This window comes from Bacillus sp. FSL R5-0416 (assembly GCF_037975425.1).
Lineage (GTDB): Bacteria > Bacillota > Bacilli > Bacillales > Bacillaceae > Bacillus > Bacillus subtilis.
In genome coordinates this window covers 2,259,638-2,286,469 of the sequence record NZ_CP150252.1, presented here as the reverse complement: position 1 = coordinate 2,286,469, position 26,832 = coordinate 2,259,638, and the positions used below count along the sequence as shown (strand labels likewise).

General features: G+C 43.1%; 35 protein-coding genes. 25 read left to right on the top strand and 10 right to left on the bottom strand.

From position 1 onward, the window contains the following. Window positions 1-359: 359 nt before the first annotated feature. Window positions 360-1,508, top strand: coding sequence for a phytase (locus NYE20_RS11980; RefSeq protein WP_038828637.1), 1,149 nt, complete (start codon window positions 360-362; stop codon window positions 1,506-1,508). Window positions 1,509-1,578: 70 nt separating this feature from the next. Here the strand turns inward: NYE20_RS11980 and cgeB are convergent, their stop codons facing one another. Together cgeB and cgeA are read right to left on the bottom strand one after the other, a co-directional pair. Continuing rightward, complete coding sequence (gene cgeB, locus NYE20_RS11975) at window positions 1,579-2,532, bottom strand: spore maturation protein CgeB (protein ID WP_049141341.1); 954 nt, start codon at window positions 2,530-2,532, stop codon at window positions 1,579-1,581. A 6-nt stretch (window positions 2,533-2,538) separates the two neighbouring features. After that, window positions 2,539-2,940, bottom strand: a complete 402-nt coding sequence (gene cgeA / locus NYE20_RS11970) for a spore crust protein CgeA (protein ID WP_032726000.1) — start codon at window positions 2,938-2,940, stop codon at window positions 2,539-2,541. Window positions 2,941-3,144: 204 nt separating this feature from the next. Here cgeA and cgeC point away from each other — a divergent pair, with 204 nt between their 5' ends. From cgeC to NYE20_RS11900, 14 genes are all read left to right on the top strand, one after another. Next, window positions 3,145-3,450 (top strand): spore maturation protein CgeC, encoded by a 306-nt coding sequence (gene cgeC / locus NYE20_RS11965; protein WP_014477111.1) that lies wholly within the window; start codon window positions 3,145-3,147, stop codon window positions 3,448-3,450. Between the two features lie 64 nt (window positions 3,451-3,514). Then, entirely contained in the window at window positions 3,515-4,795 is a 1,281-nt protein-coding gene (gene cgeD / locus NYE20_RS11960) for a spore maturation glycosyltransferase CgeD (RefSeq protein WP_049141342.1), read from the top strand. A 28-nt stretch (window positions 4,796-4,823) separates the two neighbouring features. Further along, on the top strand, window positions 4,824-5,603 hold the full coding sequence (gene cgeE / locus NYE20_RS11955) for a spore maturation N-acetyltransferase CgeE (RefSeq protein ID WP_038828642.1): 780 nt from the start codon (window positions 4,824-4,826) through the stop codon (window positions 5,601-5,603). A 79-nt stretch (window positions 5,604-5,682) separates the two neighbouring features. Then, window positions 5,683-5,796 carry a YhzE/YjcZ family sporulation protein YoyG gene (yoyG, locus tag NYE20_RS11950; RefSeq protein ID WP_003218179.1) on the top strand — a complete coding sequence of 38 codons (114 nt, stop codon included), beginning with the start codon at window positions 5,683-5,685 and terminating at the stop codon, window positions 5,794-5,796. Then, window positions 5,790-5,945 (top strand): hypothetical protein, encoded by a 156-nt coding sequence (locus NYE20_RS11945; RefSeq protein ID WP_015714119.1) that lies wholly within the window; start codon window positions 5,790-5,792, stop codon window positions 5,943-5,945. Before yoyG ends, NYE20_RS11945 begins: the two co-directional genes overlap by 7 nt. Further along, a complete protein-coding gene (locus tag NYE20_RS11940; RefSeq protein ID WP_339183061.1) occupies window positions 5,926-7,260 on the top strand; it encodes an aspartate aminotransferase family protein in 1,335 nt (444 codons plus the stop codon). Before NYE20_RS11945 ends, NYE20_RS11940 begins: the two co-directional genes overlap by 20 nt. 6 nt (window positions 7,261-7,266) lie before the next feature. Then, window positions 7,267-7,956 (top strand): CoA transferase subunit A, encoded by a 690-nt coding sequence (locus NYE20_RS11935; protein ID WP_032725995.1) that lies wholly within the window; start codon window positions 7,267-7,269, stop codon window positions 7,954-7,956. Next, complete coding sequence (locus NYE20_RS11930; protein ID WP_004399417.1) at window positions 7,941-8,594, top strand: 3-oxoacid CoA-transferase subunit B; 654 nt, start codon at window positions 7,941-7,943, stop codon at window positions 8,592-8,594. The genes NYE20_RS11935 and NYE20_RS11930 overlap by 16 nt, the downstream gene beginning before the upstream one ends. Before the next feature lie 8 nt (window positions 8,595-8,602). Next, on the top strand, window positions 8,603-9,913 hold the full coding sequence (locus NYE20_RS11925; RefSeq protein WP_339183059.1) for a peptidase: 1,311 nt from the start codon (window positions 8,603-8,605) through the stop codon (window positions 9,911-9,913). Then, window positions 9,891-10,718 carry a putative beta-lysine N-acetyltransferase gene (gene ablB, locus NYE20_RS11920; protein WP_021481488.1) on the top strand — a complete coding sequence of 276 codons (828 nt, stop codon included), beginning with the start codon at window positions 9,891-9,893 and terminating at the stop codon, window positions 10,716-10,718. Before NYE20_RS11925 ends, ablB begins: the two co-directional genes overlap by 23 nt. Before the next feature lie 28 nt (window positions 10,719-10,746). Continuing rightward, entirely contained in the window at window positions 10,747-12,162 is a 1,416-nt protein-coding gene (gene ablA / locus NYE20_RS11915; protein ID WP_004399420.1) for a lysine 2,3-aminomutase, read from the top strand. Continuing rightward, complete coding sequence (locus NYE20_RS11910; RefSeq protein WP_024572727.1) at window positions 12,159-12,437, top strand: YokU family protein; 279 nt, start codon at window positions 12,159-12,161, stop codon at window positions 12,435-12,437. The genes ablA and NYE20_RS11910 overlap by 4 nt, the downstream gene beginning before the upstream one ends. 86 nt (window positions 12,438-12,523) lie before the next feature. After that, window positions 12,524-12,748 carry a YozE family protein gene (locus tag NYE20_RS11905; RefSeq protein WP_003231160.1) on the top strand — a complete coding sequence of 75 codons (225 nt, stop codon included), beginning with the start codon at window positions 12,524-12,526 and terminating at the stop codon, window positions 12,746-12,748. Between the two features lie 147 nt (window positions 12,749-12,895). Next, complete coding sequence (locus NYE20_RS11900) at window positions 12,896-13,576, top strand: hypothetical protein (RefSeq protein ID WP_014480050.1); 681 nt, start codon at window positions 12,896-12,898, stop codon at window positions 13,574-13,576. Here NYE20_RS11900 and NYE20_RS11895 read toward each other — a convergent pair. Continuing rightward, complete coding sequence (locus NYE20_RS11895; protein ID WP_003231164.1) at window positions 13,573-13,716, bottom strand: hypothetical protein; 144 nt, start codon at window positions 13,714-13,716, stop codon at window positions 13,573-13,575. The genes NYE20_RS11900 and NYE20_RS11895 overlap by 4 nt on opposite strands. 118 nt (window positions 13,717-13,834) lie before the next feature. Here NYE20_RS11895 and NYE20_RS11890 point away from each other — a divergent pair, with 118 nt between their 5' ends. The 3 genes from NYE20_RS11890 (at window position 13,835) to yodL (ending at window position 15,074) form a co-directional block, all read left to right on the top strand. Beyond that, window positions 13,835-14,011: a YozD family protein gene (locus NYE20_RS11890; RefSeq protein WP_003231166.1), complete on the top strand. Its 177-nt coding sequence runs from the start codon at window positions 13,835-13,837 to the stop codon at window positions 14,009-14,011. Window positions 14,012-14,087: 76 nt separating this feature from the next. Next, window positions 14,088-14,699 carry a phosphatidylglycerophosphatase PgpB gene (gene pgpB / locus NYE20_RS11885; RefSeq protein ID WP_004399336.1) on the top strand — a complete coding sequence of 204 codons (612 nt, stop codon included), beginning with the start codon at window positions 14,088-14,090 and terminating at the stop codon, window positions 14,697-14,699. A gap of 60 nt (window positions 14,700-14,759) precedes the next feature. After that, window positions 14,760-15,074, top strand: coding sequence for a shape determination protein YodL (gene yodL / locus NYE20_RS11880; protein WP_004399431.1), 315 nt, complete (start codon window positions 14,760-14,762; stop codon window positions 15,072-15,074). Window positions 15,075-15,113: 39 nt separating this feature from the next. Here yodL and NYE20_RS11875 read toward each other — a convergent pair whose 3' ends face one another. Further along, window positions 15,114-15,239, bottom strand: coding sequence for a hypothetical protein (locus NYE20_RS11875; RefSeq protein ID WP_003231174.1), 126 nt, complete (start codon window positions 15,237-15,239; stop codon window positions 15,114-15,116). Window positions 15,240-15,441: 202 nt separating this feature from the next. Here NYE20_RS11875 and deoD point away from each other — a divergent pair, with 202 nt between their 5' ends. Then, window positions 15,442-16,143, top strand: a complete 702-nt coding sequence (gene deoD / locus NYE20_RS11870) for a purine-nucleoside phosphorylase (RefSeq protein WP_003241589.1) — start codon at window positions 15,442-15,444, stop codon at window positions 16,141-16,143. 82 nt (window positions 16,144-16,225) lie between these two features. Further along, entirely contained in the window at window positions 16,226-17,047 is an 822-nt protein-coding gene (gene ldcB, locus NYE20_RS11865) for an LD-carboxypeptidase LdcB (RefSeq protein ID WP_103804327.1), read from the top strand. A gap of 70 nt (window positions 17,048-17,117) precedes the next feature. Here ldcB and NYE20_RS11860 read toward each other — a convergent pair whose 3' ends face one another. Beyond that, window positions 17,118-17,369, bottom strand: a complete 252-nt coding sequence (locus NYE20_RS11860) for a hypothetical protein (RefSeq protein ID WP_014477099.1) — start codon at window positions 17,367-17,369, stop codon at window positions 17,118-17,120. A gap of 87 nt (window positions 17,370-17,456) precedes the next feature. Further along, on the bottom strand, window positions 17,457-18,158 hold the full coding sequence (locus tag NYE20_RS11855; protein WP_014480045.1) for a class I SAM-dependent methyltransferase: 702 nt from the start codon (window positions 18,156-18,158) through the stop codon (window positions 17,457-17,459). A 152-nt stretch (window positions 18,159-18,310) separates the two neighbouring features. Between NYE20_RS11855 and ctpA the strand changes: the two genes are divergently transcribed. After that, window positions 18,311-19,711 (top strand): carboxy-terminal processing protease CtpA, encoded by a 1,401-nt coding sequence (gene ctpA / locus NYE20_RS11850; protein WP_070547462.1) that lies wholly within the window; start codon window positions 18,311-18,313, stop codon window positions 19,709-19,711. 33 nt (window positions 19,712-19,744) lie between these two features. On the opposite strand, the gene NYE20_RS11845 is transcribed toward ctpA, so the two are convergent. Both NYE20_RS11845 and NYE20_RS11840 read right to left on the bottom strand, forming a co-directional pair. Beyond that, the gene (locus NYE20_RS11845) at window positions 19,745-21,235 is read right to left on the bottom strand and encodes a sodium:solute symporter (RefSeq protein ID WP_070547461.1); all 1,491 of its coding nucleotides are present in this window, start codon (window positions 21,233-21,235) and stop codon (window positions 19,745-19,747) included. Further along, window positions 21,235-21,435 (bottom strand): DUF3311 domain-containing protein, encoded by a 201-nt coding sequence (locus NYE20_RS11840; protein WP_003231189.1) that lies wholly within the window; start codon window positions 21,433-21,435, stop codon window positions 21,235-21,237. The genes NYE20_RS11845 and NYE20_RS11840 overlap by 1 nt, the downstream gene beginning before the upstream one ends. Window positions 21,436-21,618: 183 nt before the next feature. Between NYE20_RS11840 and NYE20_RS11835 the strand changes: the two genes are divergently transcribed. Then, window positions 21,619-22,530 carry a ring-cleaving dioxygenase gene (locus NYE20_RS11835; RefSeq protein WP_070547460.1) on the top strand — a complete coding sequence of 304 codons (912 nt, stop codon included), beginning with the start codon at window positions 21,619-21,621 and terminating at the stop codon, window positions 22,528-22,530. 15 nt (window positions 22,531-22,545) lie between these two features. After that, window positions 22,546-23,148: an alpha/beta hydrolase gene (locus tag NYE20_RS11830; RefSeq protein WP_003231194.1), complete on the top strand. Its 603-nt coding sequence runs from the start codon at window positions 22,546-22,548 to the stop codon at window positions 23,146-23,148. Between the two features lie 42 nt (window positions 23,149-23,190). Here NYE20_RS11830 and NYE20_RS11825 read toward each other — a convergent pair whose 3' ends face one another. Next, window positions 23,191-23,799, bottom strand: coding sequence for a nitroreductase family protein (locus NYE20_RS11825; protein WP_014477092.1), 609 nt, complete (start codon window positions 23,797-23,799; stop codon window positions 23,191-23,193). A 129-nt stretch (window positions 23,800-23,928) separates the two neighbouring features. Here NYE20_RS11825 and yodB point away from each other — a divergent pair, with 129 nt between their 5' ends. Beyond that, a complete protein-coding gene (gene yodB, locus NYE20_RS11820) occupies window positions 23,929-24,267 on the top strand; it encodes a transcriptional regulator YodB (RefSeq protein ID WP_004399427.1) in 339 nt (112 codons plus the stop codon). A 406-nt stretch (window positions 24,268-24,673) separates the two neighbouring features. Here yodB and NYE20_RS11815 read toward each other — a convergent pair whose 3' ends face one another. Further along, the gene (locus tag NYE20_RS11815) at window positions 24,674-25,063 is read right to left on the bottom strand and encodes a tautomerase family protein (protein ID WP_021481482.1); all 390 of its coding nucleotides are present in this window, start codon (window positions 25,061-25,063) and stop codon (window positions 24,674-24,676) included. 365 nt (window positions 25,064-25,428) lie between these two features. On the opposite strand from NYE20_RS11815, the gene NYE20_RS11810 reads away from it, so the two are divergent. After that, window positions 25,429-26,763 carry a gluconate:H+ symporter gene (locus NYE20_RS11810; protein ID WP_038828658.1) on the top strand — a complete coding sequence of 445 codons (1,335 nt, stop codon included), beginning with the start codon at window positions 25,429-25,431 and terminating at the stop codon, window positions 26,761-26,763. Window positions 26,764-26,832 lie beyond the last annotated feature (69 nt).

Sequence of the window (26,832 nt, the reverse complement as noted above, 5' to 3'; positions counted from 1 at the left end):
CAACTCTCGTTTCTCTACCATGCATCATATGTTCAACTTTGTAATCGAATTAATGAAAGCAACCAATAAAACAAAATTTAGGGGAATGATCATGTCACAAAGTGTTCTTTTTTAATAGAAAATGGAAAAATGGACGTAACTAGGGAACAACAAAACTAAATAAACAATGTACTAAATATTCAACATATTTTTATTTCGCTCCGCAAAAGCAAATCTGGCAAAGTCATCTCACGTACCTCTTTGGGGAATAAGTTGTTTATGAGTCAGAAACCCTATAAAAAAAGGTTCATTTTCCTCACGGTAATCACCTGTATATATTTTACAATAGTAGTGATAGTAATAAAAGAGGAGGGTACCAAATGAAGGTTTCAAAAACAATGCTGCTAAGCACTGCCGCGGGTTTATTGCTTAGCCTGACAGCAAACTCGGTGTCGGCTCATTATGTGAATGAGGAACATCATTTCAAAGTGACTGCACACACGGAGACAGATCCGGTCGCATCTGGCGATGACGCAGCAGATGACCCGGCCATTTGGGTTCATGAAAAACACCCGGAAAAAAGCAAGTTGATTACAACAAATAAGAAGTCAGGGCTCGTTGTGTATGATTTAGACGGAAAACAGCTTCATTCTTATGAGTTTGGCAAGCTCAATAATGTCGATCTGCGCTATGATTTTCCATTGAACGGCGAAAAAATTGATATTGCTGCTGCATCCAACCGGTCCGAAGGAAAAAATACAATTGAAGTATATGCAATAGACGGGGATAAAGGAAAATTGAAAAGCATTACAGATCCGAAACACCCTATTTCCACCAATATTTCTGAGGTTTATGGATTCGGCCTGTATCACAGCCAGAAAACAGGAGCATTTTACGCATTAGTGACAGGCAAACAAGGGGAATTTGAGCAGTATGAAATTGTTGATGGTGGAAAGGGTTATGTAACAGGGAAAAAGGTGCGTGAATTTAAGTTGAATTCTCAGACCGAAGGCCTTGTTGCGGATGATGAGTATGGGAACCTATACATAGCAGAGGAAGATGAGGCCATCTGGAAATTTAACGCTGAGCCCGGCGGAGGGTCAAAGGGACAGGTTGTTGACCGTGCGACAGGAGATCATTTGACAGCTGATATTGAAGGACTGACAATCTATTATGCACCAAATGGCAAAGGATATCTCATGGCTTCAAGTCAAGGAAATAACAGCTATGCAATGTATGAACGGCAGGGGAAAAATCGCTATGTAGCCAACTTTGAGATTACAGATGGCGAGAAAATAGACGGTACTAGTGACACGGATGGTATTGATGTTCTCGGTTTCGGACTTGGCCCAAAATATCCGTACGGGATTTTTGTGGCGCAGGATGGCGAAAATATCGATAACGGACAAACCGTCAATCAAAATTTCAAAATTGTATCGTGGGAACAAATTGCACAGCATCTCGGCGGAATGCCTGATCTTCATAAACAGGTAAATCCGAGGAAGCTGAAAGACCGTTCTGACGGCTAGAATAGAAAGCAGCTTGTGCAGCTGCTTTTTTCTATGAATAAAAAAATCGTTCATAGCAATGAACGATTTTTCAAGAAAGCGCCAGATGAATCGCTTTTAGTTTTGCAGGAAGCTCATCAAACGTAAATGCGGGTACGGTCTCTTTATAATTGGCTGCTGCAGCTTTTTGCCGTTCTTCAGGATGGTTGATATAGAAAGCGGCTTTTTCCTTAAAGTCGTTCATGCCGTGATAAGAAATAAAGGATGAAAAAGGATGCGCCGCGGGTAAATCTGTTAATTGAAATGCTTCGCATGCAGCAATATCAAACGTTCGGTTATTAAAACTGGCATTTTTGATGCGCATAGTATTTTGGTTGAAAGCAAAATGATAGGGACGATGCGCATTAATTACGATGTCTGCCCCATTATAATAATGAACGGCCTGTTCGGGTGGAACCCATGTGCTGACGACATCAATATGCGGCTGTTTGAGCACTTTTTTAGGCAGATATTTTCTCCATTCCTTGCCGATTACCCGAACCGTGAATGGCAGATGGACCGCTTCTTTCATAAGCTGAACCCGATTAGGGTAAGGGTAGCCGATGATTAACAGATTTGAATGATAGGAATGTTCGGTGCCCATTTTTTTAAACAGCCGATGATTAACTGGTATCGGAACATAATAGACGTGCTGGTAGCCGAGCCCTTGATAATAGAGAACGGCATTTTGTTCAATCGTTAATATGGCGTCAGCGAGCTTGATTACCTGTAGGCTGATATCCATATAAAATGGGTCTTCGGTCAGCCAAACATATACGGGGATACCCTTACCCTTTAACCAGGTCAGCCAGTCGTGAGGAACGCGGTCTCCAACCATCAAGAGTGCGAAGTCCGGCTGAAACGTTTCGATCTTCACCAAAGTTTCTGCTTCAAGTGTATCTGCAGACATATACTCTGTATGAGTGTTCCGAAAACATTCTTCAGCCCAGCGATCAAAATAACAATATATTCCTCCGTATCCCGACTGGATATACAACACTTTCATCGGATGTTATGAAAAGAACGTAACGCTTTCTACTTTGTCTACATCAATTAATGTTGTAGCTTGGCCTGCTGGAGTGACGGAGCTTTCCTGTGTTACAAATACGATCCCGTGAACCTGATCGAAAGCAACGAAGACAACCGGCCCGATCATGTCTCCCGAATCGGTTACAATGCTGATTGTCGTGCCTGGCGTAACTCTGGCAAAAATCCATCTTGCCGGAAGGGAAGGGTCTAAAAGAGATTCTGCCGTAACCATCTCACTTTCATCTACTCTTTGATCGATGGCAGCTTCAAGCAAGTCTTTAAGGTTACTATCCATGTTTTCTCCTCCTTCTGTTGCAGTTGGAAATAAAGGGCTTAAAACGGCTTTAATTAAATCCTTTTTTAACTGTGCATTTTCAGAGCTCATTACACACACCTCCTATTCGATAGTGAACTCACGTTAATCATATTCTTCCGGCTGTTATTTGGTATGAGTCGAACGCCGTACCTGATCTAATTTTCATCTATTTAAGGAAAATGCTGATTTTTTAATGGAGTGGACATAGCCTATACCATAAATCGGAGTCGCACATATTGTGAAACAGAGATAAGGATAAGGGAGAGGGATGATTTGGATTTAGAGAAACAAGTGGATCGAGAAGAAAATCAAGATGAACTGCATTTTATTTTGCTTTTGCTGATTCTGCTGATACGTCAATCGTCTTCTGAAGGAAATCCATCTGACCTCAGACGCCAGCTTGTTTTTGCAAAAGAGCTGGGCGTACCGGTTTCAAAAGTCAATTTGATTAACGGAGATACACTTCAAAATGTCATCGTAAAAGAAGTTCTGACTGATTTGGTTATTTTCCAAAACCCGTTAAATAACACGAGATCTCATGTTTCACTCTCAAGTGTTGTAAGCTGGGGTGCTTTTTAAATGATGACAGAGGCTCTGCTTGCTGCGGAGCCGTTTTTATGTTTGACGGCAGGAGGCGGTATAGATGGGAGAGAAAGTGTCTATTATTTTAACAAGTTACAACAAACCCGATTATTTGCAAAAAGCGATCGAAAGCGTGATACAGCAAACGCATGATCTTTGGGAGCTTTTTATCATGGATGATCATTCGAATGCAGAAACAAATGCGGTAATTCACAAGTATCTTCATGACCGGCGCATTCAATATCATAACAGTTTCGTGTATCCTGCAGATCGATTAAAAACAGCCCGTTATGCCACATTAATTAACAGTGCGCTCCCATTTACAGACGGCGATTACATTTCCTATCTTACTGACGACACTGTTTATCATCCTGAGCGGCTGAGCCGTATGGTGCAAGAGTTTTCACATAAGCCTGAAGCGCAGGCGGTCTATTCAAAACAAAAAGTTGTACATGTAAACGAAAGGGGAGAGGAAATCTCACATTTCTACAGAAATGCCAATGCAGTGCTTGATCAGGCCGCTTTTCAAGTTGATCATTGCTCCGTTATGCATCGCCGTTCGTTACTTAATCTCATCCACCATAAATTTGGAGGCTACTGGGATGATGATATGAAGCATTGGAATCATGGCGACGCAATTTTTTGGGCGAGACTCAACAACTTTACCCCATTTCTGCCGATAAATGAAGTATTAGACACAACCTATAAAACCCCAGATTCATTTCAAAATGCATATCGGTTTCTGCCCGCCGATTTGATTGACGGCTCTTTTGTAAAAGGTTCAGATCAAAATGTGTATTTTTTTGATCAGGGTGTAAGGCACCCTGTTGGAGAAAAGTGGGGTTTTTTGTATCTAAATCGGACTGTCGCTGTTCCAGACCCATATTTATTCCAATATAGGATTGGAAAAATTTTAAACATTCCGAATTATATTTTAGTAAAGGAAGCTGACCATCCTGCAATATTTTATATCGAAGCCGGAAAAAAAAGGCGAATTGTGGACCAGTATGCGTTTCAATTTTATCAATTTCAAAGAAAAGACATAGTGACAATTGGAAAAGAAGAGATGGAGACGCTTCCGGAAGGGCCGCCGATTACGTGGAAACGATCTGAATCGATCAAAAATCCGCCTGGCCGACGTCTGTTTTTCATCGAACGCGAGCCGTTTTTGTTTCTAAACGGCGTCTTTCACCCGATTAGTGAACAAGTAACAAGGAAGTTTTTTTTACATCAGAAGCCAATCTCCGCTTCTTTCCGAAATATTCAGCAATTTCCAATTGGAAAGCCGTTTTATCCGGTGTACGATGAGATTATAAAGAAATTGAATATTGCAACAGAGTAAAGGTATAGGTCATAAAAAGGAGACGTTCATGACAGGACATTATTCAAAAACGGAACATCAATATATATTGTTAACGTCTGAATCGGCATCGTTTGATCATTACAGCGTATACAGAGATCCGCAGCTTCCGCAAATTTTTTCTCATAACTTTGTTCAGCTCCATGATACGTTTCCATTGGAGCGGTTACTTAACTTTTTACCCTCCGTACCAAAGCTGCTTGATGCGAATTATCTCCATTTAAAAGCGTCGCCGCAGCATGTTTTTCCGCTCGGTTTGAAGCAGTCGCTTGTAAAAAGCGGTTTTGTCGTCGAGGATGAGCTACTATATGACATGAAGCTTAGTGACTGGAAGGGGCAGATGAGACATCCTTTAACCGCATGGGGGACGGCAAAAAGTCTTTGCGACGGATCTTCTATTATGAAAATTTACGATTCCATTTATATTGGAGAAGCAATCGCTGAACAAAAATTAAAAAGAAAATATCCTTTCTATGAAGCAGGTATAATCATTCTTGTTGTTTGTTACAGCGACCAGGCACAGAAAGTTCCCATTGGGTGCGGCGAGCTGTTTATCGATCAGCAAGAGAAAACGGCTAAAATCGAAGAAGTGGCAATTTTAGATCAGTTTCAAAGGAAGGGCTACGGCAGTATCTTAGTGAAAGAAATGCTGTCCATCGCCAAATCACTAGGAATGGAAGCAGCCTACTTAGTGGCTGCAAGCACTGACGGTGCAACTCAGTTTTACGAAAAGCTGACGTTTAAAAAATATGAGCGGGTGCATACTGTATTTCATTATTTCCTTACATGAAATAGGCGTTTGCACAAACCATTTGGGACTTGGCCCGCATAAAATGCCGTATATCGTGATAAGAAAGGATGAAAACAGCATGTATGGATACTCTGGGTACGGTTACGGATTTGGCTGCGGGACAAATACATTTGTGTTAATTGTTGTCTTGTTCATTTTATTAATTATTGTTGGAGCCGCTTTTATTTGCTAGATGCTGAAATTCCAAAAGAGCCTTCCCTATTAGGAAGGCTCTTTTTATGTGAAAAAGTTTTTGCGGGGAACGTCATGCCGCCATTTGGACACTCATACAATATGGTAAAAGGGGTTTTGAGGTGGGAGCATGAGCAGTTATTTGATTAAGCCAGAGCTTAGCTCGGCCTATCCGGTTGTCAGTTATGCGAAGGGTTCATATGTTTATGATCAGACCGGAAAAAAATATCTCGACGGCTCGTCAGGTGCGGTGACATGTAATATCGGCCACGGAGTTCGTGATGTGACTGAGAAGCTGAAAGAACAGCTTGATCAGGTGTCTTTTGCTTACCGCTCACAGTTTACGAGTGAGCCCGCCGAGCAATTAGCCGCTCTCTTGGCACAGGAGCTGCCCGGAGATGTGAATTGGTCTTTTTTTGTCAACAGCGGATCAGAAGCGATAGAAACAGCTATGAAAATCGCCATTCAGTATTGGCAGGAAAAAAAGCAAACACAAAAATTCATCTTTTTGTCTCGATGGAGCAGTTACCACGGAATAACTTTGGGAGCGCTTTCATTGTCTGGTTTTTATGAAAGGAGATACCGGTTCACCCATCTCATTGAGCGGTATCCAGCTATCTCAGCTCCACATATTTATCGGCTGAATTATGAGACGGAAGAAGACTTTGTTCAGACTGCAGCTGATGAACTGGACACTATGATCAAAAGAATCGGAAGCCAATTCATCGCCGGCTTTGTGGCTGAGCCTATTATTGGTGCTGCAGGAGCAGCGATTACTCCGCCTCCGGGATATTATGAGAGATTAAGTGAGGTATGCCGCACACACGATGTGCTTTTTATTGCAGATGAAGTGATGACGGGGCTTGGGAGAACAGGAAGGATGCTCGCGACAGAGCATTGGGACACCGTACCTGATATTGCTGTACTGGGGAAGGGACTCGGTGCGGGGTATGCGCCTATTGCCGCTGCCGTCGTATCTGATTCTATTATTGAAACGATAAAACAAGGGTCAGGTGTGATTATGAGCGGTCACACATATAGTGCACATCCCTATTCAGCCAAAGCTGCTCTTGAAGTTTTGCGATATGTGTTAAAGCACGGCTTGATCAAACAATCAGAAAAAAAGGGCGCTGTGCTGAAGAAAAAGCTTGATGAGGCGGCATCTCAAAGCGGCATTATAGGTGATGTGCGCGGAAAAGGACTGCTATTAGGCATTGAATTTGTGGCAGACCAAAAAACGAAGAAAGTGTTTCCGCCAGAGCAGGCGGTAACCCAGCTTATTGTCAGCGAGGCGAAAAAACGCGGGCTGATTGTTTATCCTTCCAAAGCTGGAATAGACAGCGGAGAAGGAGATGCTGTCATTATTGCTCCTCCTTTTACCATTTCAGACGGTGAAATGGAAGAGCTTATCTCTATTTTTTCAGAAACAGTTGCAGCGGTCGAAAAAAACTTAAAAAAGGATTGACATTAAATGGCGCCATTTCAAAAAGCAATCAGCATTGACACAGCAATTGCAGATGTTCGGGATGGATCGGTTCTGATGTTTGGCGGTTTTGGGGGAGTCGGGTCGCCTCCTTCACTGATTGAAGCGATATTGGACAGCGGTGTAACGGATTTAACTGTGATTTGCAATGACGCCGGTTTCCCGGATATCGGGATCGGCCCGCTTATTGTTAATCAACGGGTCAAAACCCTGATCGCCTCGCATATCGGTTCCAATCCTGTAGCCGGAAAACAGATGACAGAGGGGACGTTAGAGGTTCAATTTTCACCTCAGGGAACGCTTGCGGAACGGATTCGCGCTGGCGGAGCGGGACTTGGCGGTATTTTAACCGATGTGGGCATTGATAATCCAATGGTTTGCGAAAAAAAGGACATCGTAACAGTGGCGGGAAAACGATACTTGATTGAAGAGGCGCTGACGGCTGATTTTGCTTTTATCAATGCTTACATTGCAGATGAATTCGGCAATCTAACGTATGACAAAACCGCGCGCAATATGAATCCGCTTATGGCAATGGCCGCCAGGAGAACCTTTGCCGAAGCTGAGCGTATCGTTCCGATGGGGGAGATTTCTGAAGAAATGATTGTCACACCGGGGGTTTTTGTTGAGGGGGTTGTACGAAGCGAGGGAGTGAAGTGGAAATGGGCTTGGGAGTAGCAGAAAGAGAACAGATTGCAAAACGCGCTGCTACTGAAATTAAGCAGGGCATGATTGTGAATCTCGGTATCGGTATCCCATCCTTGGTACCGAACTTTTTGAAGCCTGACATGCAGGTCATGTTTCAAGCGGAAAACGGTGTCCTTGGCATTGGAGAAAGTCCCGAAAAGGGAGAAGAGGATGCGCATTTATGCAACGCCGCGGGATATCCTGTCCGCGCTGTAAAAGGGGCGTCTTATTTTGATACAACCATGTCTTTTGCAATGATCAGAAAAGGCAAAATTGACATTACGATTTTAGGCGCCCTGCAGGTGAGCCAATCAGGAGATTTGGCAAATTGGCTTGTTCCGGGAAAAAAGGTGCCTGGTATGGGCGGGGCGATGGAGCTTGCCCAAAAAGCGAAAAAAGTGGTTGTCGTCATGAGTCATACAGATCAAAAGGGAAGGCCTAAATTAACAGAAAGATGTACGCTGCCATTAACTGCTGCAGGCTGTGTAGATTTGATTATTACCGAAAAAGCGGTTCTTGAGGTCGATAGCCATCACTTCATTTTAAAAGAGCTGATGAATGGCTCGACAATAGATGAGGTGACGAGGCTGACAGAAGCTGAAATCAAAATAGATATGCCTTTTTCTTAAGAGGGGGAATGAGGATGCAAGACATTGAAAGAAAAGTAATCGAGTGGCTTGATCAGCATTCGGCCAAAGCCATTCGTCTTCTCAAAAGGCTGATTGGGAAAAAAAGCACATTGGGGTCAGAGTTTAACGCCCAAGCTGTTGTGCTTGAAAAGCTGCGGCAATTTCATATGGACATTGATGTATGGGAGCCAAGCATAAAGCAATTAAAACAGCATCCCTACTTTAAATCTAACCGATCCGATTTTCATGAGAGCCCGAATATCGTGGCTAAAAAAACGGGAGCCGGCGGAGGCAGGTCCCTGATTTTGAACGGCCATATCGATGTTGTGCCTGAAGGAAGCGTAAAGGATTGGAAGTATGAACCGTATCAAGCTGTCGAAGAAAACGGTAAAATATACGGCCGCGGCTCAACGGATATGAAGGGAGGCAATACAGCCCTTCTTTTTGCTTTAGAAGCCCTGCACGCCTGCGATGTCAAACTGAAGGGAGATGTATTGTTTCAGAGTGTTGTAGATGAAGAGTGCGGCGGCGCCGGTACACTGTCCGCCATCATGAGAGGCTATCGTGCTGACGGGGCGCTGATTCCTGAACCGACGAATATGAAACTATTTATTAAGCAGCAGGGTTCAATGTGGTTTCGGATCACTGTGAAGGGATTATCCGCACATGGGGGCACACGCTACGAAGGGGTAAGCGCGATTGAAAAAAGCATGCACGTTATCACAGCGATACAAGAGCTGGAGAAAGTCCGCAATGCGAGAATTTCAGATCCGCTGTATGACAATATCCCAATACCGGTACCGGTGAATATCGGCACCATCTCGGGCGGTGCCTGGCCATCTTCAGTTGCAGACCGTGTCGTCATAGAAGGGAGATGCGGAATTGCTCCCCATGAGAAACCAGAAGCTGTAAAACTTGAATTGGAAAACTGGCTGAAGGATTTAGAATACCATGACGAATGGTTTAAACGCCATCCCGTACAAGTCGAATGGTTTGGCGCTCAATGGCTGCCGAATGATTTACCTGATGATCACCCTTTAATTTCTGTGCTGCAATCAGCCTATCAAAAAATGAAACAGACAGAGCCGATTATTGAGGCTTCCCCGTGGGGAACGGATGGAGGGCTTTTGTACCATGCAGGAGATACACCAGTGATCGTTTTCGGGCCGGGGGAAACAAAAACGGCTCATCAGGCCAATGAATACATTGAGGTTGAAGCCATGATAGAATCTGCTAAAATTATTGCACTTTTTGTCATGGATTGGTGCGGGCTTCATACAGATGGGGAGGATGCGGATGCTCAAGTCAATAAAGAGTAGCGGTGTCACAGCAGTTTTGGACCATGACGGTTTTAATAAACGAATCAGAGTGGTCCGTTATGACGGAGCCATTGAGAAGGCCCTACCGGATATCGTGGCAGCGGCAAAAGAAGAGAATGCAGAAAAAATCATCGTCTATGCGAAGCAGCATGATGAGCCAATGCTTGTCAAACAATTATTTGCGCCTGAGGGCTATCTAAAGGGCTATTATCTCGGCCATTCGGCTTGTGTCATGGTACGTTATCTGTCAGAAAGCCGAAGACAAACAGATTCTTATACAGAGGAACAGGAGATCATCGAAGCCATATATCGCACAGCGCCCCGTCTTCGCAACGACAGTACACCCGTTTTTACGATGAGAAAAGCAGAAACAAACGACATGTACCAGCTATCGATGCTGTATAAAAAAGTATTCCGCACGTACCCAACCCCAGTATTTGACCCCGCTTATATTGAAAAGACGATGAATGCAAATACGGTGTATTATATCATGCTTGATCATGACCGCCTGATCAGCGCAGCAAGCGCAGAAATCAATCCAGAGCTTGGGCATGCAGAAATAACCGATTGCGCTGTGCTGCCGGAATATCGCGGCCATTCGTTAACAAGCTTTTTAATCGAGGCGTTAGAAAAAGAAATGGCTGGAAAGGATATCTTTCATGTGTTTTCTCTCGCCCGTGCTTCGTCTTTTGGGATGAATGCTGTGTTGTACCATTCAGGTTATCAGTATGGCGGAAGGCTGATCAATAATTGCTTTATAGCCGAAGGCCTTGAAAACATGAATATTTGGTGCAAGCAACTGTAAGTCAAAATATGCGCGAGGAGGAGTTCGTTTGAAAAACAAATGGTATAAACCGAAACGGCATTGGAAGGAGATCGAGTTATGGAAGGACGTTCCGGAAGAGAAATGGAACGATTGGCTTTGGCAGCTGACACACACTGTAAGAACGTTAGATGATTTAAAGAAAGTCATCAATCTGACCGAGGATGAAGAGGAAGGCGTCAGAATTTCTACCAAAACGATCCCCTTAAATATTACACCTTACTATGCTTCTTTAATGGACCCCGACAATCCGAGATGCCCGGTACGCATGCAGTCTGTGCCGCTTTCTGAAGAAATGCACAAAACAAAATACGATCTGGAAGACCCGCTTCATGAGGATGAAGATTCACCGGTACCCGGTCTGACACACCGCTATCCCGACCGTGTGCTGTTTCTTGTCACGAATCAATGTTCCATGTACTGCCGCTACTGCACTAGAAGGCGCTTTTCCGGACAAATCGGAATGGGAGTCCCCAAAAAACAGCTTGATGCTGCAATTGCTTATATCCGGGAAACACCTGAAATCCGCGATTGTTTAATTTCAGGCGGTGATGGGCTGCTCATCAACGACCAAATTTTAGAATATATTTTAAAAGAGCTGCGCAGCATTCCGCATCTGGAAGTCATCAGAATCGGAACAAGAGCGCCCGTCGTCTTTCCGCAGCGCATTACCGATCATCTGTGCGAGATATTGAAAAAATATCATCCGGTCTGGCTGAACACCCATTTTAACACAAGCATCGAAATGACAGAGGAATCCGTTGAGGCATGTGAAAAGCTGGTGAACGCGGGAGTGCCGGTCGGAAATCAGGCTGTCGTATTAGCAGGTATTAATGATTCGGTTCCAATTATGAAAAAGCTCATGCATGACTTGGTAAAAATCAGAGTCCGTCCTTATTATATTTACCAATGTGATCTGTCAGAGGGAATCGGGCATTTCAGAGCTCCTGTTTCCAAAGGTTTGGAGATCATTGAAGGGCTGAGAGGTCATACCTCAGGCTATGCGGTTCCTACCTTTGTCGTTGACGCACCAGGCGGCGGCGGTAAAATCGCCCTGCAGCCAAACTATGTACTGTCACAAAGTCCTGACAAAGTGATCTTAAGAAATTTTGAAGGTGTGATTACGTCATATCCGGAACCAGAAAATTATATCCCCAATCAGGCAGACGCCTATTTTGAGTCCGTTTTCCCTGAAACCGCTGACAAAAAGGAGCCGATCGGGCTGAGTGCCATTTTTGCTGACAAAGAAGTTTCGTTTACACCTGAAAATGTAGACAGAATCAAAAGGAGAGAGGCATACATCGCAAATCCGGAGCATGAAACATTAAAAGATCGGCGTGAGAAAAGAGATCAGCTCAAAGAAAAGAAATTTTTGGCGCAGCAGAAAAAACAGAAAGAGACTGAATGCGGAGGGGATTCTTCATGAAAACATGCGAATGGTGCGGCGAGCTTGAAGCGGTGCCCGGCAGGAACACGGTGTACTGGGAGCTCCCTGATGGAACGAGGGCTATAGAACTGACAGACACCCCTGCCATGGTATGTTCTTCCTGCGGTATGACCTATCAAGAGGAAAACACGGTTAAGGAGATTGAGGATCAGCTGCTTTTAATTCAAACAAACAAACTGCCTGAAAGCCTGACATATCAGCAGCTCATGGAGACAGAAAGAATTTTGAAACGCAACTATTTTGACTTCTCCTGAGTCATGTTTCAGTATTCTTTTGTTGTAATTTTACACTTGAACTGTATAATAGAACAACAAAAGACAGACACCAGGAGGGGAAACCCATGAAATCCTTTTATCACTATTTATTGAAATACAGACACCCTAAGCCGAAGGACAGCATCAGTGAATTTGCCAATCAGGCGTATGAGGATCACAGCTTTCCAAAAACATCAACCGATTATCATGAAATCAGTTCATATTTGGAGCTGAATGCTGATTACCTTCACACGATGGCGACGTTTGATGAAGCTTGGGATCAATACGAGTCTGAAGTGCACGGCAGATAATAGCTGTTTCATCCGCAGATCACTGCGGATTTTTTTATGTCCCCCATACCATAATTGGATATTTCCTTTGGTTTTCATGCCCATGCGAATTGGCTTCACCCGGCATACGATAGCGTATGAGAAATGTTGCGGCGAGGGGGAGACACCATGAAGCAAAATAAACCGAAATTCCAAGTAGGGGATATCGTAGTCGTCATTATGTATGGAACAGTCGGCACCATCACAAAAGTACACCAAATTGATAAACACTATCTTTATGAAGTCAATCATAACGAAGTTTTATACTTTGAATCATCTATTCAGCTTTATAAAGATTATGAGGGTGTCATTGTCGACATGGAGAAGCTTGATATTGAATATGAATTCCTTATTGGGGACGTTGTTTATGTAAAAGATTATGGAAAAGAACTCTTTCGCATTATCGGCCATAGAACAGAGATTTGGAGATATTTAGAAGATGGCTGGGAAGATATCATTTATGAGCTGACCCGTTTAAAGGATGGAGAGTGGCTTGAAACGGAGGAAGAGGATCTCACGCTGGTGCTTAGAAAATATGAAATGGACCAGTTTGTGCATCAGCTGTTGTTTGTCCATTATGTCGGAGAAACTGGCCATGAGATCGGCGAAGATATCGCATCGTCTGCTCTTCTTCAGTTTGAAGGCGATGATGAAGATCAAGATACCCTTCACATCCTTGCTGTGTCAATTGTTGATGAGCTTCTGGATATTTATAATGACTACAAAATTCTGTACGAAATGTTTCATGATGAAGAATATAAAGACATGATGATGTTTGTTTTGGAAAGTTTAAAAGAGCATTTCAGTTAGTTTGTGAACATACGGATCAAGACATATAAAAAATATGGCAGACAGCCCCAAATCATCACACGCGTCATTCCTTTGAGCGTTTTTTCCATTATGATATCAAATCTTTCTCCGTCCAGTGCTTCCATCATTTTAGCAATCATAGCGTCAGCCTCCCATGGCTCGTTTTTTATTCAATATATGACTGAAAGAATTGTTTAGAACACCGGGTATAATTCAGCCTGTTTTTTCATAAAACATAAAAAAGGAGGCGGTACGGAGATGAAAGAAATAGATCTTGTGATTGATACGGAAGAAATCGCTGAATTTTTTTACAGAGAGCTTGCAAGACGGGGCTACATACCGAGTGAGGATGAGCTGTTTGAAATCGCTGATATCACCTTTGATTATTTGATAGAAAAATGTATGATAGATGAAGAGCTGGATGAAGATGAATGAGGCTTAAAACCGGAGTTGTCAGCTCCGGTTTTATTATTCATGTTCTATGACTTCTGTGAAAATTGAGGTGGTTAAATTGTACAAGCCCGTTAGTTTGTTTCTTTTCTTTCTCATTCTAGCTGCGGCCATTCATACAAATGCTGTTCAATCTGCAGATGAAGCAATAAGCAAGGCAGCTGTTTTGATCCGTCAGCCATGGCTTAATGAAGTCATGACGGGGATCACGCATCTTGGTGCTTCTTCTTTTCTGCTCCCTCTAATTGTCATCATTGGAGCAGGCATGTTTTTCTACAGAAAAACATGGGACGGCCTGTTGATGCTCTTAGTATTCGGCACAGATCGGCTGTTAAACAAAGTCTTAAAAGAATGGATCGAAAGAGTGAGGCCTGATTTTGCACCGCTGGTTCATGAATCATCCTTCAGTTTTCCGAGCGGCCATTCCATGAATGCTGCTTGTGTCTATCCTGTTATTGCTTACTTTTTAGTGAAACACCTCCCGTTTTTGTCCAAGCATAAAAAAATGGTATATATCATAGCCGGTGTAATTGCTGTTTTGGTCGGCATAAGCAGAGTCTATCTGGGGGTTCATTTTGTGACAGATGTGTTAGGCGGCTTTAGCCTCGGCTTGCTTCTGTTTTTCCTAGTAAAAGGTTTTGACGAAAAGATTAAGCGGTTTCGACAAAAATAGAGAGAGGAAAACACAGCAAAAACGCCAATATGTTAAAGAAATAAAAGGGAGGGGATCTTGATGATGTTATCCGTGTTTAAAAAGAAGTCTTGTTCCTATGACGTGACAATATTTCAGACACCCCGGTTTGGCGAAAAAAAGGGCTACAGAGCCGTCTATCGAACTGAACTGAACGGGAGCGATCATCAAGACGTGCTGAAAAGAGCATTCTCTTTGTTTAATGTATTCGACACTGTTCCGAGTGATTATGATGCAAGATTTATGGCCACAGGGGACGTGATCCTGATTGATGAAGGCAGAAAAGGGAAAACATATTATCAACTGCTTCCCGCCGGCTGGAGGAAAATCAATCGTCTGATTGTACAAACGACATAATGAAAAGAAAACTGCGGAAACCCGCAGTTTTCTGCAGTTTTAAGGCTTGCGTTTGGCAGCGGAATATTCTTTCCCGTGTGCTTCTTCAGCTGCAATGATATCTTTTTCAGGTATATGATTGTTCTTTTTTTGGCCTGTGATCCGGTTGCGATGTTTTTTACCCATGTCCCACCCCTCCTTCCTGCGGTTAGGTTTTCAAATTAACACCCCGATTATCCGTTTTTCTGAGGAAGTGCCTAACAGATCCTCGAACATTTCTTTTTTCGACATATTCCTTTATAATCAATGCTGAAGTTTGTTTCATCATGACATTCGTTGTAAAATGGACGGGGCTGGATGATAATTTAGATTTACAGGAGGATATGAGATGAGTGTACATATAGGTGCTGAAAAAGGACAAATTGCGGATACAGTGCTTTTGCCGGGAGATCCTCTCAGAGCAAAATTTATTGCAGAAACGTATCTTGAAAATGTAGAATGCTACAATGAAGTAAGAGGCATGTATGGATTTACGGGTACATATAAAGGTAAAAAAATCTCAGTACAAGGCACGGGAATGGGTGTTCCGTCTATTTCAATTTATGTGAATGAATTAATTCAAAGCTACGATGTGCAAAATCTAATAAGAGTCGGTTCTTGCGGCGCTATTCGTAAAGATGTCAAAGTGCGAGACGTCATTTTGGCGATGACCTCCTCAACTGATTCACAAATGAACAGAGTCGCTTTTGGAAGCATTGATTTTGCGCCTTGCGCAGATTTCGAGCTTTTAAAAAATGCCTATGATGCCGCAAAGGATAAAGGTGTGCCGGTGACTGTAGGAAGCGTATTTACAGCTGACCAGTTCTACAACGACGATTCGCAAATTGAAAAACTTGCAAAATACGGTGTGCTTGGCGTTGAAATGGAAACAACTGCATTGTATACATTAGCAGCGAAGCACGGAAGAAAAGCCCTGTCAATTCTCACCGTGAGTGATCACGTATTAACAGGAGAAGAAACGACAGCGGAAGAGCGTCAAACGACATTTCATGATATGATAGAAGTGGCTTTACATTCCGTATCACAATAAAATATATCAAGAGGCGTGCTGGGTGCCGGCAGCCTCTTCTTTATGAATGCGGAAACGATTGATAAAAGGAAGGTAATGTAATATGAAAAAGTCCGGTAAATGGTTCTCACTGGCTGCCGCTCTGAGTGTAACGGCAATAGTCGGAGCCGGCTGCAGCATGTCGAACGGAGATGCTCAAAAGGATACGAAAACCACAGCAGAAACAAAGCAAACAGAACAAAAAACAGCTGACAGCAAAAAATCAAACACTCAAAACAGTGAGTTTTCATTGGAAAGCCAGTATTTCAATGATATTAAAAAAGTCGATGGTCTGGAAACCATTCAAAATCCAGAAAATATACTCGCGCTTGTCAATAAACAATATGCACTGCCCGGAAACTATGAACCTAGCGATCTTGTCATACCTGATGTAGAGTTTTCTTTTGAAGAAAAGATTCAAAAACGTTACATCAGAAAAGAAGCGGCCGACGCATTAAAAACAATGTTCGATGCTGCCAAAAAGGAAGGCTATGAACTGGCAGCTGTCTCAGGGTACCGTTCGTATGACAGACAGAAAGTCATTTTTGACAATGAAGTAAGCCTAAAAGGGGAAAAGAAGGCAATGGAAGCGGTCGCTTACCCGGGTGAAAGCGAGCATCAAACAGGCCTTGCGATGGACATTTCGAGCCGGAGCAATGGCTTTGAGCTAAATGAAGCGTTCGGAAGCACGGCAGACGGGAAATGGGTGCAGGACAATGCTTATAAATATGGCTTTATCATTCGCTATCCGAAAAATAAAGAAGATATCACGAAATATGAATATGAGCCATGGCATCTGCGCTATGTAGGCAAAAAAGCCGCAAAGGTCATCCAAGATAATGATTTAACGCTTGAAGAGTACTTTGAAAAAGTGAAGAAAATTTAAAATGAAAAGCCCGCTTACACTAGATAAGCGGGCTTCATTGTGTCTGGTGAATCTAGCATTTGTTCTATGCTTACCAGAAGAATAAACCAGCAAGAGCGACCCCTGTAATTAAACCGAGGGAAATACCGTAAGCCGCTCCGTATCCCCAATAACCGCCCCAATATCCGTAACCGAAACCTCTTGGCCCTCCGCCGGTCGGAGCTATAAAAACTCTGTCTCTTGTTACACGGGTAATTCTGCCGACGTGAACTCTCCCGCCTCTCTCTGTAATTCTGACGACTTTACCTTGATGGTTTTTGCAAAGATGATAATATCTCTCCAATATTGTTCCCCTCCTATCCTGACTTTCTATCAGCATATGATAGATAGGAAAAAAAGGTTGGACGAAAACAGGGGGCGATACGCCGTTTTACTTGTACGCGATAAAAATACAATGACCCATGTACTCACTATATAACTGCATGAGCTGATAATGTGTTTGAAGCGTATCGTAATAGATGGGATCAATCGTTTGCGATAAATCCATTTCTGTGGTTGGTTCAAATTCCATGTCTTCCGGAAGAAGTGTCATCGCTTCTGTTTTTTGAAAGCCATAGGATCTTAGGAGTTTATGCCATTCGCTTTCTTCATGTAAGCAAGTAAATCCGTAAAAATCCATCATTTGCTTCTTTTCTGCAGGGGGCATCGGTTTTTTTAAAGCAGCTTCGATACCAATCAGCATCCCGCCGGGTTTTAAAACTCTTGAAATTTCTTGAAGAGAGGATGTCAGGCGTGAAAAACTGAGGACCGATTCTGACAGGACACAGGAAAAGGACTCAGAAGAAAACGGGAGATGTTCCAGCTCCGCCTGATATGCAGGGATGGCAAGCCCTTCATTCGCAAATCTTTTTTTCGCTTTCTCAAGCATAATAGGATCTTTATCAACGACTGTTACAGGATACAGCAAATGTCCTAAATAAGCCGCCGTTTGTCCTGTTCCGCATCCGGCATCAAGAATCGGCTGATTCGGAGAGGGTGCAGCCTTTTGCAAGACCGCTTTTGAAAAAGCCAGCCCGCCTGGGTGCGCCCCTGCGACACCGAATAAGGACAGCATTTCTAAATATCGGCTCAATATCGAATCCTCCTTTTTCCTTATCATATGTCGTATAAAGACATAGGTTTATGAAAAGCAAAAGAAGGGCGTTTCTCTTTCATTTCTGCTCCGAGTTGACGAATAAGAATTCGTCCATGATAATAATGTAAGAAGAAAAAGGTGGTGTTTAATTGAAACGGCAATTAAAACTGTTTTTTATTGTGCTGATCACTGCAGTTGTCGCTTCGGCGCTTACTTTATTTATTACGGGCAATTCCAGTATCCTGGGCCAAAAATCAACAAGCACAGGAGACAGCAAGTTCGACAAATTAAATAAAGCGTATGAGCAAATCAAAAGTGATTATTACCAAAAAACAGATGATGACAAATTAGTAGACGGAGCAATTAAAGGAATGATTCAATCACTGGATGATCCGTATTCTACATATATGGATCAAGAGCAAGCGAAATCATTCGACGAGACGATTTCAGCATCTTTTGAAGGAATCGGAGCCCAAGTAGAGGAGAAAGACGGAGAAATCCTTATTGTATCCCCAATTAAAGGTTCACCTGCTGAAAAAGCCGGTATCAAACCGAGGGACCAAATCATTAAGGTAAATGGAAAAAGCGTAAAAGGCATGAATGTAAATGAAGCCGTCGCTTTAATCCGAGGCAAAAAGGGCACAAAGGTGAAGCTTGAACTGAACAGAGCGGGAGTGGGGAATATCGATCTTTCCATTAAGCGCGATACTATTCCTGTAGAGACTGTCTATTCAGAGATGAAAGACAACAACATCGGAGAAATTCAAATCACTTCTTTCTCTGAAACAACAGCTAAAGAGCTGACAGATGCGATTGACAGTTTAGAGAAAAAAGGCGCCAAAGGCTATATTTTAGACTTGAGAGGCAACCCGGGCGGCTTAATGGAACAGGCGATTACGATGAGCAACCTGTTCATTGATAAAGGGAAAAACATCATGCAGGTTGAATACAAAAACGGTTCAAAAGAAGTCATGAAGGCCGAAAAAGAACGGAAAGTGACCAAGCCGACCGTCGTTTTAGTAAATGACGGTACAGCAAGCGCAGCCGAAATTATGGCCGCTGCCCTTCATGAATCGTCAAACGTACCGTTAATCGGCGAGACGACATTCGGAAAAGGTACAGTGCAAACGGCAAAAGAATATGATGATGGCTCTACTGTCAAACTGACAGTTGCCAAATGGCTGACTGCTGACGGCGAATGGATTCACAAAAAAGGCATCAAGCCTCAAGTGAAAGCTGAGCTGCCTGATTACGCGAAGCTGCCGTATTTGGACGCAGATAAAACGTACAAATCAGGTGATACAGGCACAAACGTCAAAGTGGCTCAGAAAATGCTCAAAGCACTTGGTTACAAGGTAAACGTTAACAGTACGTATGACCAGGATTTTGTATCTGTCGTCAAACAGTTCCAGAAAAAAGAGGAGCTGAAAGAAACAGGCATACTGACTGGCGATACAACAACGAAATTAATGATAGAACTTCAAAAGAAGCTGTCTGATAATGATACGCAAATGGAAAAGGCAATTGAAACACTGAAAAAAGAAATGTAAAAAAACCATACGCGGCTGCCGCGTATGGTTTTTTTATGCACCCTTTTGATTTGGATTAGCGTCTTGTTTTTTGCCAAATAAACCTTCAATGACAGGATTGGATCCCGCGTTTTTAACGAACAGCGGATTCAGGATAACCACAGCGATCATGTTGGCGGCCAATCCCCAGAATCCTTCATAAATGCCATGTGCGGATTGAGTGGTATACACAATAAACGTAACCGCAAGGCCGACTAATAATCCGATAACTGTCGCTTCTTTCGTTTGATGCTTCCAGAATAGACTGACAGCAATCGCCGGGAAGATTTGCACCATGCCGGATACACCTAATAGCTGGAGTGTCACTAAGGCAGTCGGGAACAGCATTCCAAACAGCAGCGCGAGACCGATGACAACAAAGACCATTGAACGTGTGACAAGAGTAAGCTTGCTTTGCGACACATTCGGATGAATCAAATCCCGGTATAGGTTGTTGGCGAATAAATTCGATGCGCCGATTGCCATAATGGAACAAGGTATTAATGAAGCAAGAGCGATAGTGGCATATGCAAAACCTTGTGCCACGCCGCCGTAAGATGTTTGAATCAAATGCAGCAGCGCGAGTCTTGGATTTGTATCTTCCGGCAGAACAAGAAAGGCGATAAAGCCAAGAAAAATGACCAAAATTAACACAATATTGTAAAGGGGTAAAAACATGCTGTTTTTTCTTACTGCATCAGCGCTTTTCGCCGTGAAAACACCTGTAGCGGCATGTGCCCACATAAAAAGTGCCAGAGCGGAAACAATAGATGCTGTGATAAACCAAGGAATGCCTTTTGGCCCTTCTGACGGTATCGTCAGCATTTGCGGCGCTTCCTTTACTAACGTGTCAATCATTGGCGTCCAGCCGTTAAAATGAATGAGAGGGAGGGACACCACCATAAACAGCATAATGACCCATACTAAAATGTCCTTAATGATGGCTGTATATGTGGGCCCTTTTATCCCGCTGAAAAATGTGTAAAGAGCAACAAGAATAAATGAAATGATCACAACGAATTTTACGTTAATATAGCCAGTGCCGGCAACCTGAAGCGTGTCTTGAATGCCGCTCAGCTGAAGGCATATGTACGGAATAAGCATGAGTACCCCAACGATGGCAACGAGGCTTGCCAAAAGCTTACTGTTAAAACGTTCCCGGGCATAATCCGCGAGTGTTGTTAATTTATGAATTTTCGCAACTTTCCAAAGTTTTGGCAAGAAGAAGTAGGCGATAAAGTAGGCCAACACAGAATAAGGAATGGCGAAAAATGCAACACTTCCGCCTGTAAAAGCAGTACTGGTCAACCCTAAGAAAGTATAGGCCGTATAAAGGTCAGCGCCTACTAAAAACCAGACGAGAAGACCGCCGAAGCGTCTGCCGCCGACAGACCATTCTTCCACAGAAGTGCGCGAGGATTTGTCTCTTCCGGCGAGAAAGCCGATACAGACAACGGTTAAAACAATAATAGAAGTAATGAGAAGTGCAGTCAGATTCCCTTGCATTATTCAAGTCCTCCATCTTTTTTTTGCATCTGATAAATGCCAAACGAGCATAACGGCGTAACAATAATCCACAGCAGCAGCCAAAAGTGGAAAAACGGCAGGCCGAACATAATCGGTTCTATTCGATTCACAAGCGGCAAAAGCGCGAGCTGAACGAATGGCAAAAGAATGAGAATAACAATAAGTGCTTTTTTAACCATTTACTTTCCTCCTGAAACATGATAATGCTCACTATAATAGCAGTTGTTAGAAAAGATCACAAGATAATTATTAGAAAAAAATGATTTTTACAATTATTTAAACAAAACACATGGTTTGCATCCTTTTCAATAAAGGTTTAAAATAATAAATATCTTGAAATCGAGATAAATAGGAGTGAGAAAATGAAAACAGAAGGATTGCACCATGTCACAGCATTCGCCAGAGATCCGCAAGAAAACTTGCGATTTTATACAGAAGTGCTTGGGCTCAGACTTGTTAAAAAAACAGTAAACTTTGATGATCCCGGGACTTATCATTTTTACTTTGGGAATCAAAACGGAGATCCCGGTACAATAATGACCTTTTTTCCCTTCCAAGGAAGCGGACAGGGAACGGTAGGAAAAGGCCAAGCGGGCCGGGTGTACTTTTCAGTTCCCTCAGGCTCCCTGTCTTTTTGGAAGGAGCGTCTTGAGAAAAGCGGGCTGAGCCTAGAGGAAAAAACGTTGTTTGGTGAAAAAGGTCTTATTTTTGATGATACAGAAGACCTTCCGCTGGCGATCATGGAGGATGCGAAAAGCGGCAAAAGCGAGTGGACGCCTGACGGGATCACAACAAATGAAGCAATTACGGGAATGAAAGGTGTGCTGCTATATTCCTACGACCCGCAGGCGACCATACAATTGTTAACGGAAAGCTTTGGATACACCAAAGTGGCTGAAGAAGACCAGATTGTCAGACTGGCAACCTCAGCGGCCGCCGGCGGTGTCATTGATGTCCATTTACACCCTGAAAAAAGAGGAGTCGGAGGATATGGTACGGTACACCATGTAGCGTTTCGGACTAAGAAAAAGGAACAGGCGAAATGGCTGCCGATTATTGCTGAAAACCATCTGCCTTCGTCAGAAATTCTCGACAGGGAATACTTTACATCAGTTTATTTCAGGGAGAAAGGCGGTATCTTATTTGAAATTGCCACAGATGAACCAGGCTTTATGACAGATGAAACGTTTGCTGAGCTAGGGACTTCCTTAAAACTGCCTGAATGGCTGGAGAAACATAGACAACAAATTACAGACATTTTACCTGAACTTTAAAAGGGGGAATTTATAATGAAGCATATTTATGAAAAAGGAACATCTGACAACGTACTTTTGCTGTTGCATGGCACGGGCGGTAATGAACACGATCTGCTTTCATTGGGGCGGTTTATAGACCCTGATGCCCATTTGCTTGGTGTCAGAGGATCGGTGCTTGAAAATGGAATGCCGCGATTTTTCAAACGTCTGAGTGAAGGAGTTTTTGATGAAAAGGATCTTGTGGTGCGGACAAGAGAATTGAAAGATTTTATCGACGAGGCTGCAGAAACGCATCAGTTTAATCGCGGCCGAGTGATTGCAGTCGGTTATTCAAACGGCGCAAACATTGCGGCAAGCCTGCTTTTTCATTATAAAGATGTGTTAAAAGGGGCTATTCTGCATCATCCAATGGTTCCGATTCGGGGTATCGAGCTGCCTGATATGGCGGGGCTCCCTGTTTTTATCGGTGCCGGGAAATACGATCCTCTTTGCACGAAGGAAGAATCAGAAGAGCTTTACCGCTATTTACGTGACAGCGGGGCATCAGCCTCCGTTTACTGGCAGGACGGGGGCCATCAGCTGACTCAGCATGAAGCTGAACAGGCTCGTGAATGGTACAAAGAGGCGATTGTATAAAAAAACCTTAGTCCGGATTTCGGACTAAGGTTTTTCATATCCTTACAGCCAAGTTGATACTTTTGAAAGCGGCAGGCGGTTGCTTTGATGGGCAGGCTTCACTGCTTTGCCGATTGAAATAAGCATAACCGGAACATAGCGCTCACTGATATCAAATTGCTTTTGGAACTGCTCTTTGTTAAATCCGCCAATTGCGCAAGTGTCATAACCTTTTGCTTTTGCGGCAATCATAAGCTGCATAGCAGCTAAAGAAGCATTTAAGAAAGCGGAATCACGTGCGAATTGCTCGCTTTGGTAAGCACCGTTGATTTGGCCGAGCAATGTTTGTTTGATTTCATCCGTAATATAGCCTTGGCTTGCTAATTCAGCATAAACTTCTTCACCGTTTTCATTTGCCTTTAAATCGCCTAAAATGGCAACAACAGCAGAAGACTCAACGATTTGTTTTTGATTATACGCTACAGGAAGAAGCTCCGCTTTTGATTCATCGCTGTGGAATACTGTAAAATGCCAATGCTGAAGGTTCCAAGCGGAAGGCGCTTTAGCGGCAAGGTCTAATAGCTCAGTCAGCTCCTCCTTAGAGATCGGGGCATTTGTATCATATTCCTTTACAGATGCACGTGCTTTTAAAACATCCAGAGTATTCGTCATAGTGTTTCCTCCTTCGGATAAACGTGGTATGATAATAGAAAAGTTAGAAGCTTACTAAATGTAACTTGAAAGATTATTGTAATGGATCATTGAATACATGTCAATCAATAGATGAAGGGATGAAGACTTGTGGGAAATACGATGTGCCCTAAAATGGAATCCGCATTCTCATTGCTGGGAAAACGATGGAACGGTCTGATCATCCATGTGCTAATGGATGGGCCGAAACGGTTTAAAGAGATAACGGAAACAATACCGATGATCAGCCAAAAAATGTTGGCAGAGCGCTTGAAGGAGCTTGAACAAAACGAGATTGTCGAACGGCAGGTTCTCCCTGAAACGCCGGTCAAAGTCATCTACACGCTGACTGAAAAAGGAACAGCGCTTCAAGCTGTATTTCAAGAGATGCAGGCATGGGCCGATCAATTTTGCGAGCCTGGTGACACAGTGTGTGAAGAAGAGAAATAAGGAAAGCGGCGTCTGAAAAAGCGCTCTTGTTTCCATGGTGAGTCATGTAAGTACGGTTCACACCCGTTTACATGACTTTTTATATTTGTCAGACTGACATTTCCGGATTGGCAAAAGTGTCATGTGCATATGAAGGGGATATATAAAATAGGAAATGATCAATAAGCTATAACATCCAACCTATTGTAAATGGGGATTATGATGTATCTTATTATGCAAATCAGCAAAATTTTATATTTTCGGCCAAAACCCAGTCAGCTTCCAATTGGCATTTAAACCGGATATAAAAGGAGATCCAGGTTTTTCGTATTGCTGGATGCTTCTATACTGATGACTTCCGCATTTATGAAAAAAGAGAGAGCTTCTTTGGAGCTCTCTCTTCTTTTTTTTGTGGGGAGACGAAATCTTATAGTTTTCCATTCAAAAATTGCGCCTCACCGAGACCGAAACTCCAGTCTGCGTCACCATTCTCAGTAATAGATACCATTAGGTCTTCAGGGGAAATTCCGCATTTTTCTTCTAGCCTTTCAGCAAGCAGAGCATACAATTTTTCCTTTTGGCTTTCGGTTCTTGCTTTGCTTGTCATGCTAATGATGACCATATCCTTGGTTCTCTGAAACCCTAATCCCGTATCTTGGATTATAAGCTCGTTTGCGGGATGCTGATGGACAATTTGATAACGGTCTCTTTCCGGAACACCAAACGCTTCAACCATCGCTTGGTGAGCAGTATCTAATAACAATTGCAGCGATTTTTCGTCACGGCCTTCAATTACATCAAAACGCAATAATGGCATGTGTACTCCTCCTCTTGTGAAGTTGTTATCCGTCTGTTCTCATATTGTCTCGTTTGCTTTCAGACAATGGAGAGATATAATGATTGGCAGTCAACTTTAAAAAACATAACATATAACCAAAAGTTAATCAACATATAACTAATGAATCATTAGGTTAGGCGGTAGATAATCGAGACAAGCTCATAAAAACGATTGACAGTGATTGATTAGGAGATTAGTATGAACATATTAGTTGACCAAAAGATAACAATCATATAACCAAGACGTTGTTATTTATAAATGAAAGCGTTTTCTATTCATCTAGGCATGAAAAGCGCCGAAACAATGTCGCGAGAATCATATAAAACACTTTTGGAGGGGTTTCCATGCCGATTTTAATTGTAGCTGTCGGAGTGCTGATCATGTTATTTCTCATTATTAAAGTAAAATTAAATACCTTTGTCTCACTGATTGTCGTTTCATTTTTAGTAGCCATCGGACTTGGAATGGATATCAATAAAATTGTTCTTTCAATTGAGACTGGAATTGGCGGGCAGCTGGGGCATTTAGCTTTAGTGTTTGGACTTGGCGCGATGCTTGGGAGGCTTGTCTCTGATGCTGGGGGCGGCTACCGGATTGCCATTACGCTGATTGACAAATTCGGGAGGAAACGAATACAGGCGGCGGTTGTAGTTGCCTCTTTTATCATCGGTATTGCGCTGTTTTTTGAAGTGGGTCTTGTTCTGTTGATACCGATTGTTTACGCGATTGCTAAAGAATTAAAAATGCCTTTTCTGTATCTGGGAATCCCGATGGCCGCCGCCTTAAATGTTACTCACGGATTTTTGCCCCCGCATCCTGCTCCAACTGCTATCTCAGTTGCATACGGTGCCCATATTGGCCAGGTGCTGCTTTTTGGAATCATCATCGCTGTTCCGACAACTGTGATTGCCGGGCCTTTATTTAATAAATTTGCGATGAAACGGTTTCCTGGTGCGTATCAAAAGCATGGAAACTTATCGGGGTTAGGACCGAGGAAAGAATTTCAGCTGGATGAAACACCGGGCTTTGCGATCAGTGCTGTCACGTCTTTATTCCCGGTTATCTTTATGGCAATGGCAACAGTTTTTTCTTTATTATTGAATGAACATTCAAAAGGAAAAGACATTATAGAATTTATCGGCACTCCGGGAACGGCAATGCTCATTTCGCTGTTGCTTGCACTCTATACGATGGGATATGCCCGTAAAATATCTATGCAGGAAATCAGCAGATCTATTTCAGAATCAATTTCGCAAATTGCGATGATGCTGCTCATCATAGGAGGGGGAGGAGCGTTTAAACAGGTGCTGATTGACGGCGGGGTCGGCGATTATGTCGCTGATTTTTTCCGCCAAACAAACATGTCGCCGCTATTCGTTACATGGACCATCGCCGCGGTTCTGCGTCTGTGTCTAGGCTCTGCTACCGTGGCTGCGCTTACCACAGCGGGAATGGCAGCTCCGCTTATGGAGGCTGGCAGTGTAAACCCCGCGTTAATGGTGCTTGCAACAGGAGCCGGCAGTGTCATTGCGTGTCATGTAAATGATGCAGGATTTTGGATGGTAAAGGAATTTTTCGGCTTGAGCATGAAAGAAACATTTCAAACCTGGACGCTGCTTACAACAGTTCTTTCGGTTACAGGACTCGGCTGTGTGTTTTTGGCAGAGCTTGTGATGTAACAATCATAGACAGTCCGTAGCCCAATCGTTTTTCTTCCTTGCTGAATACTTTACGTATAGGCAGACATA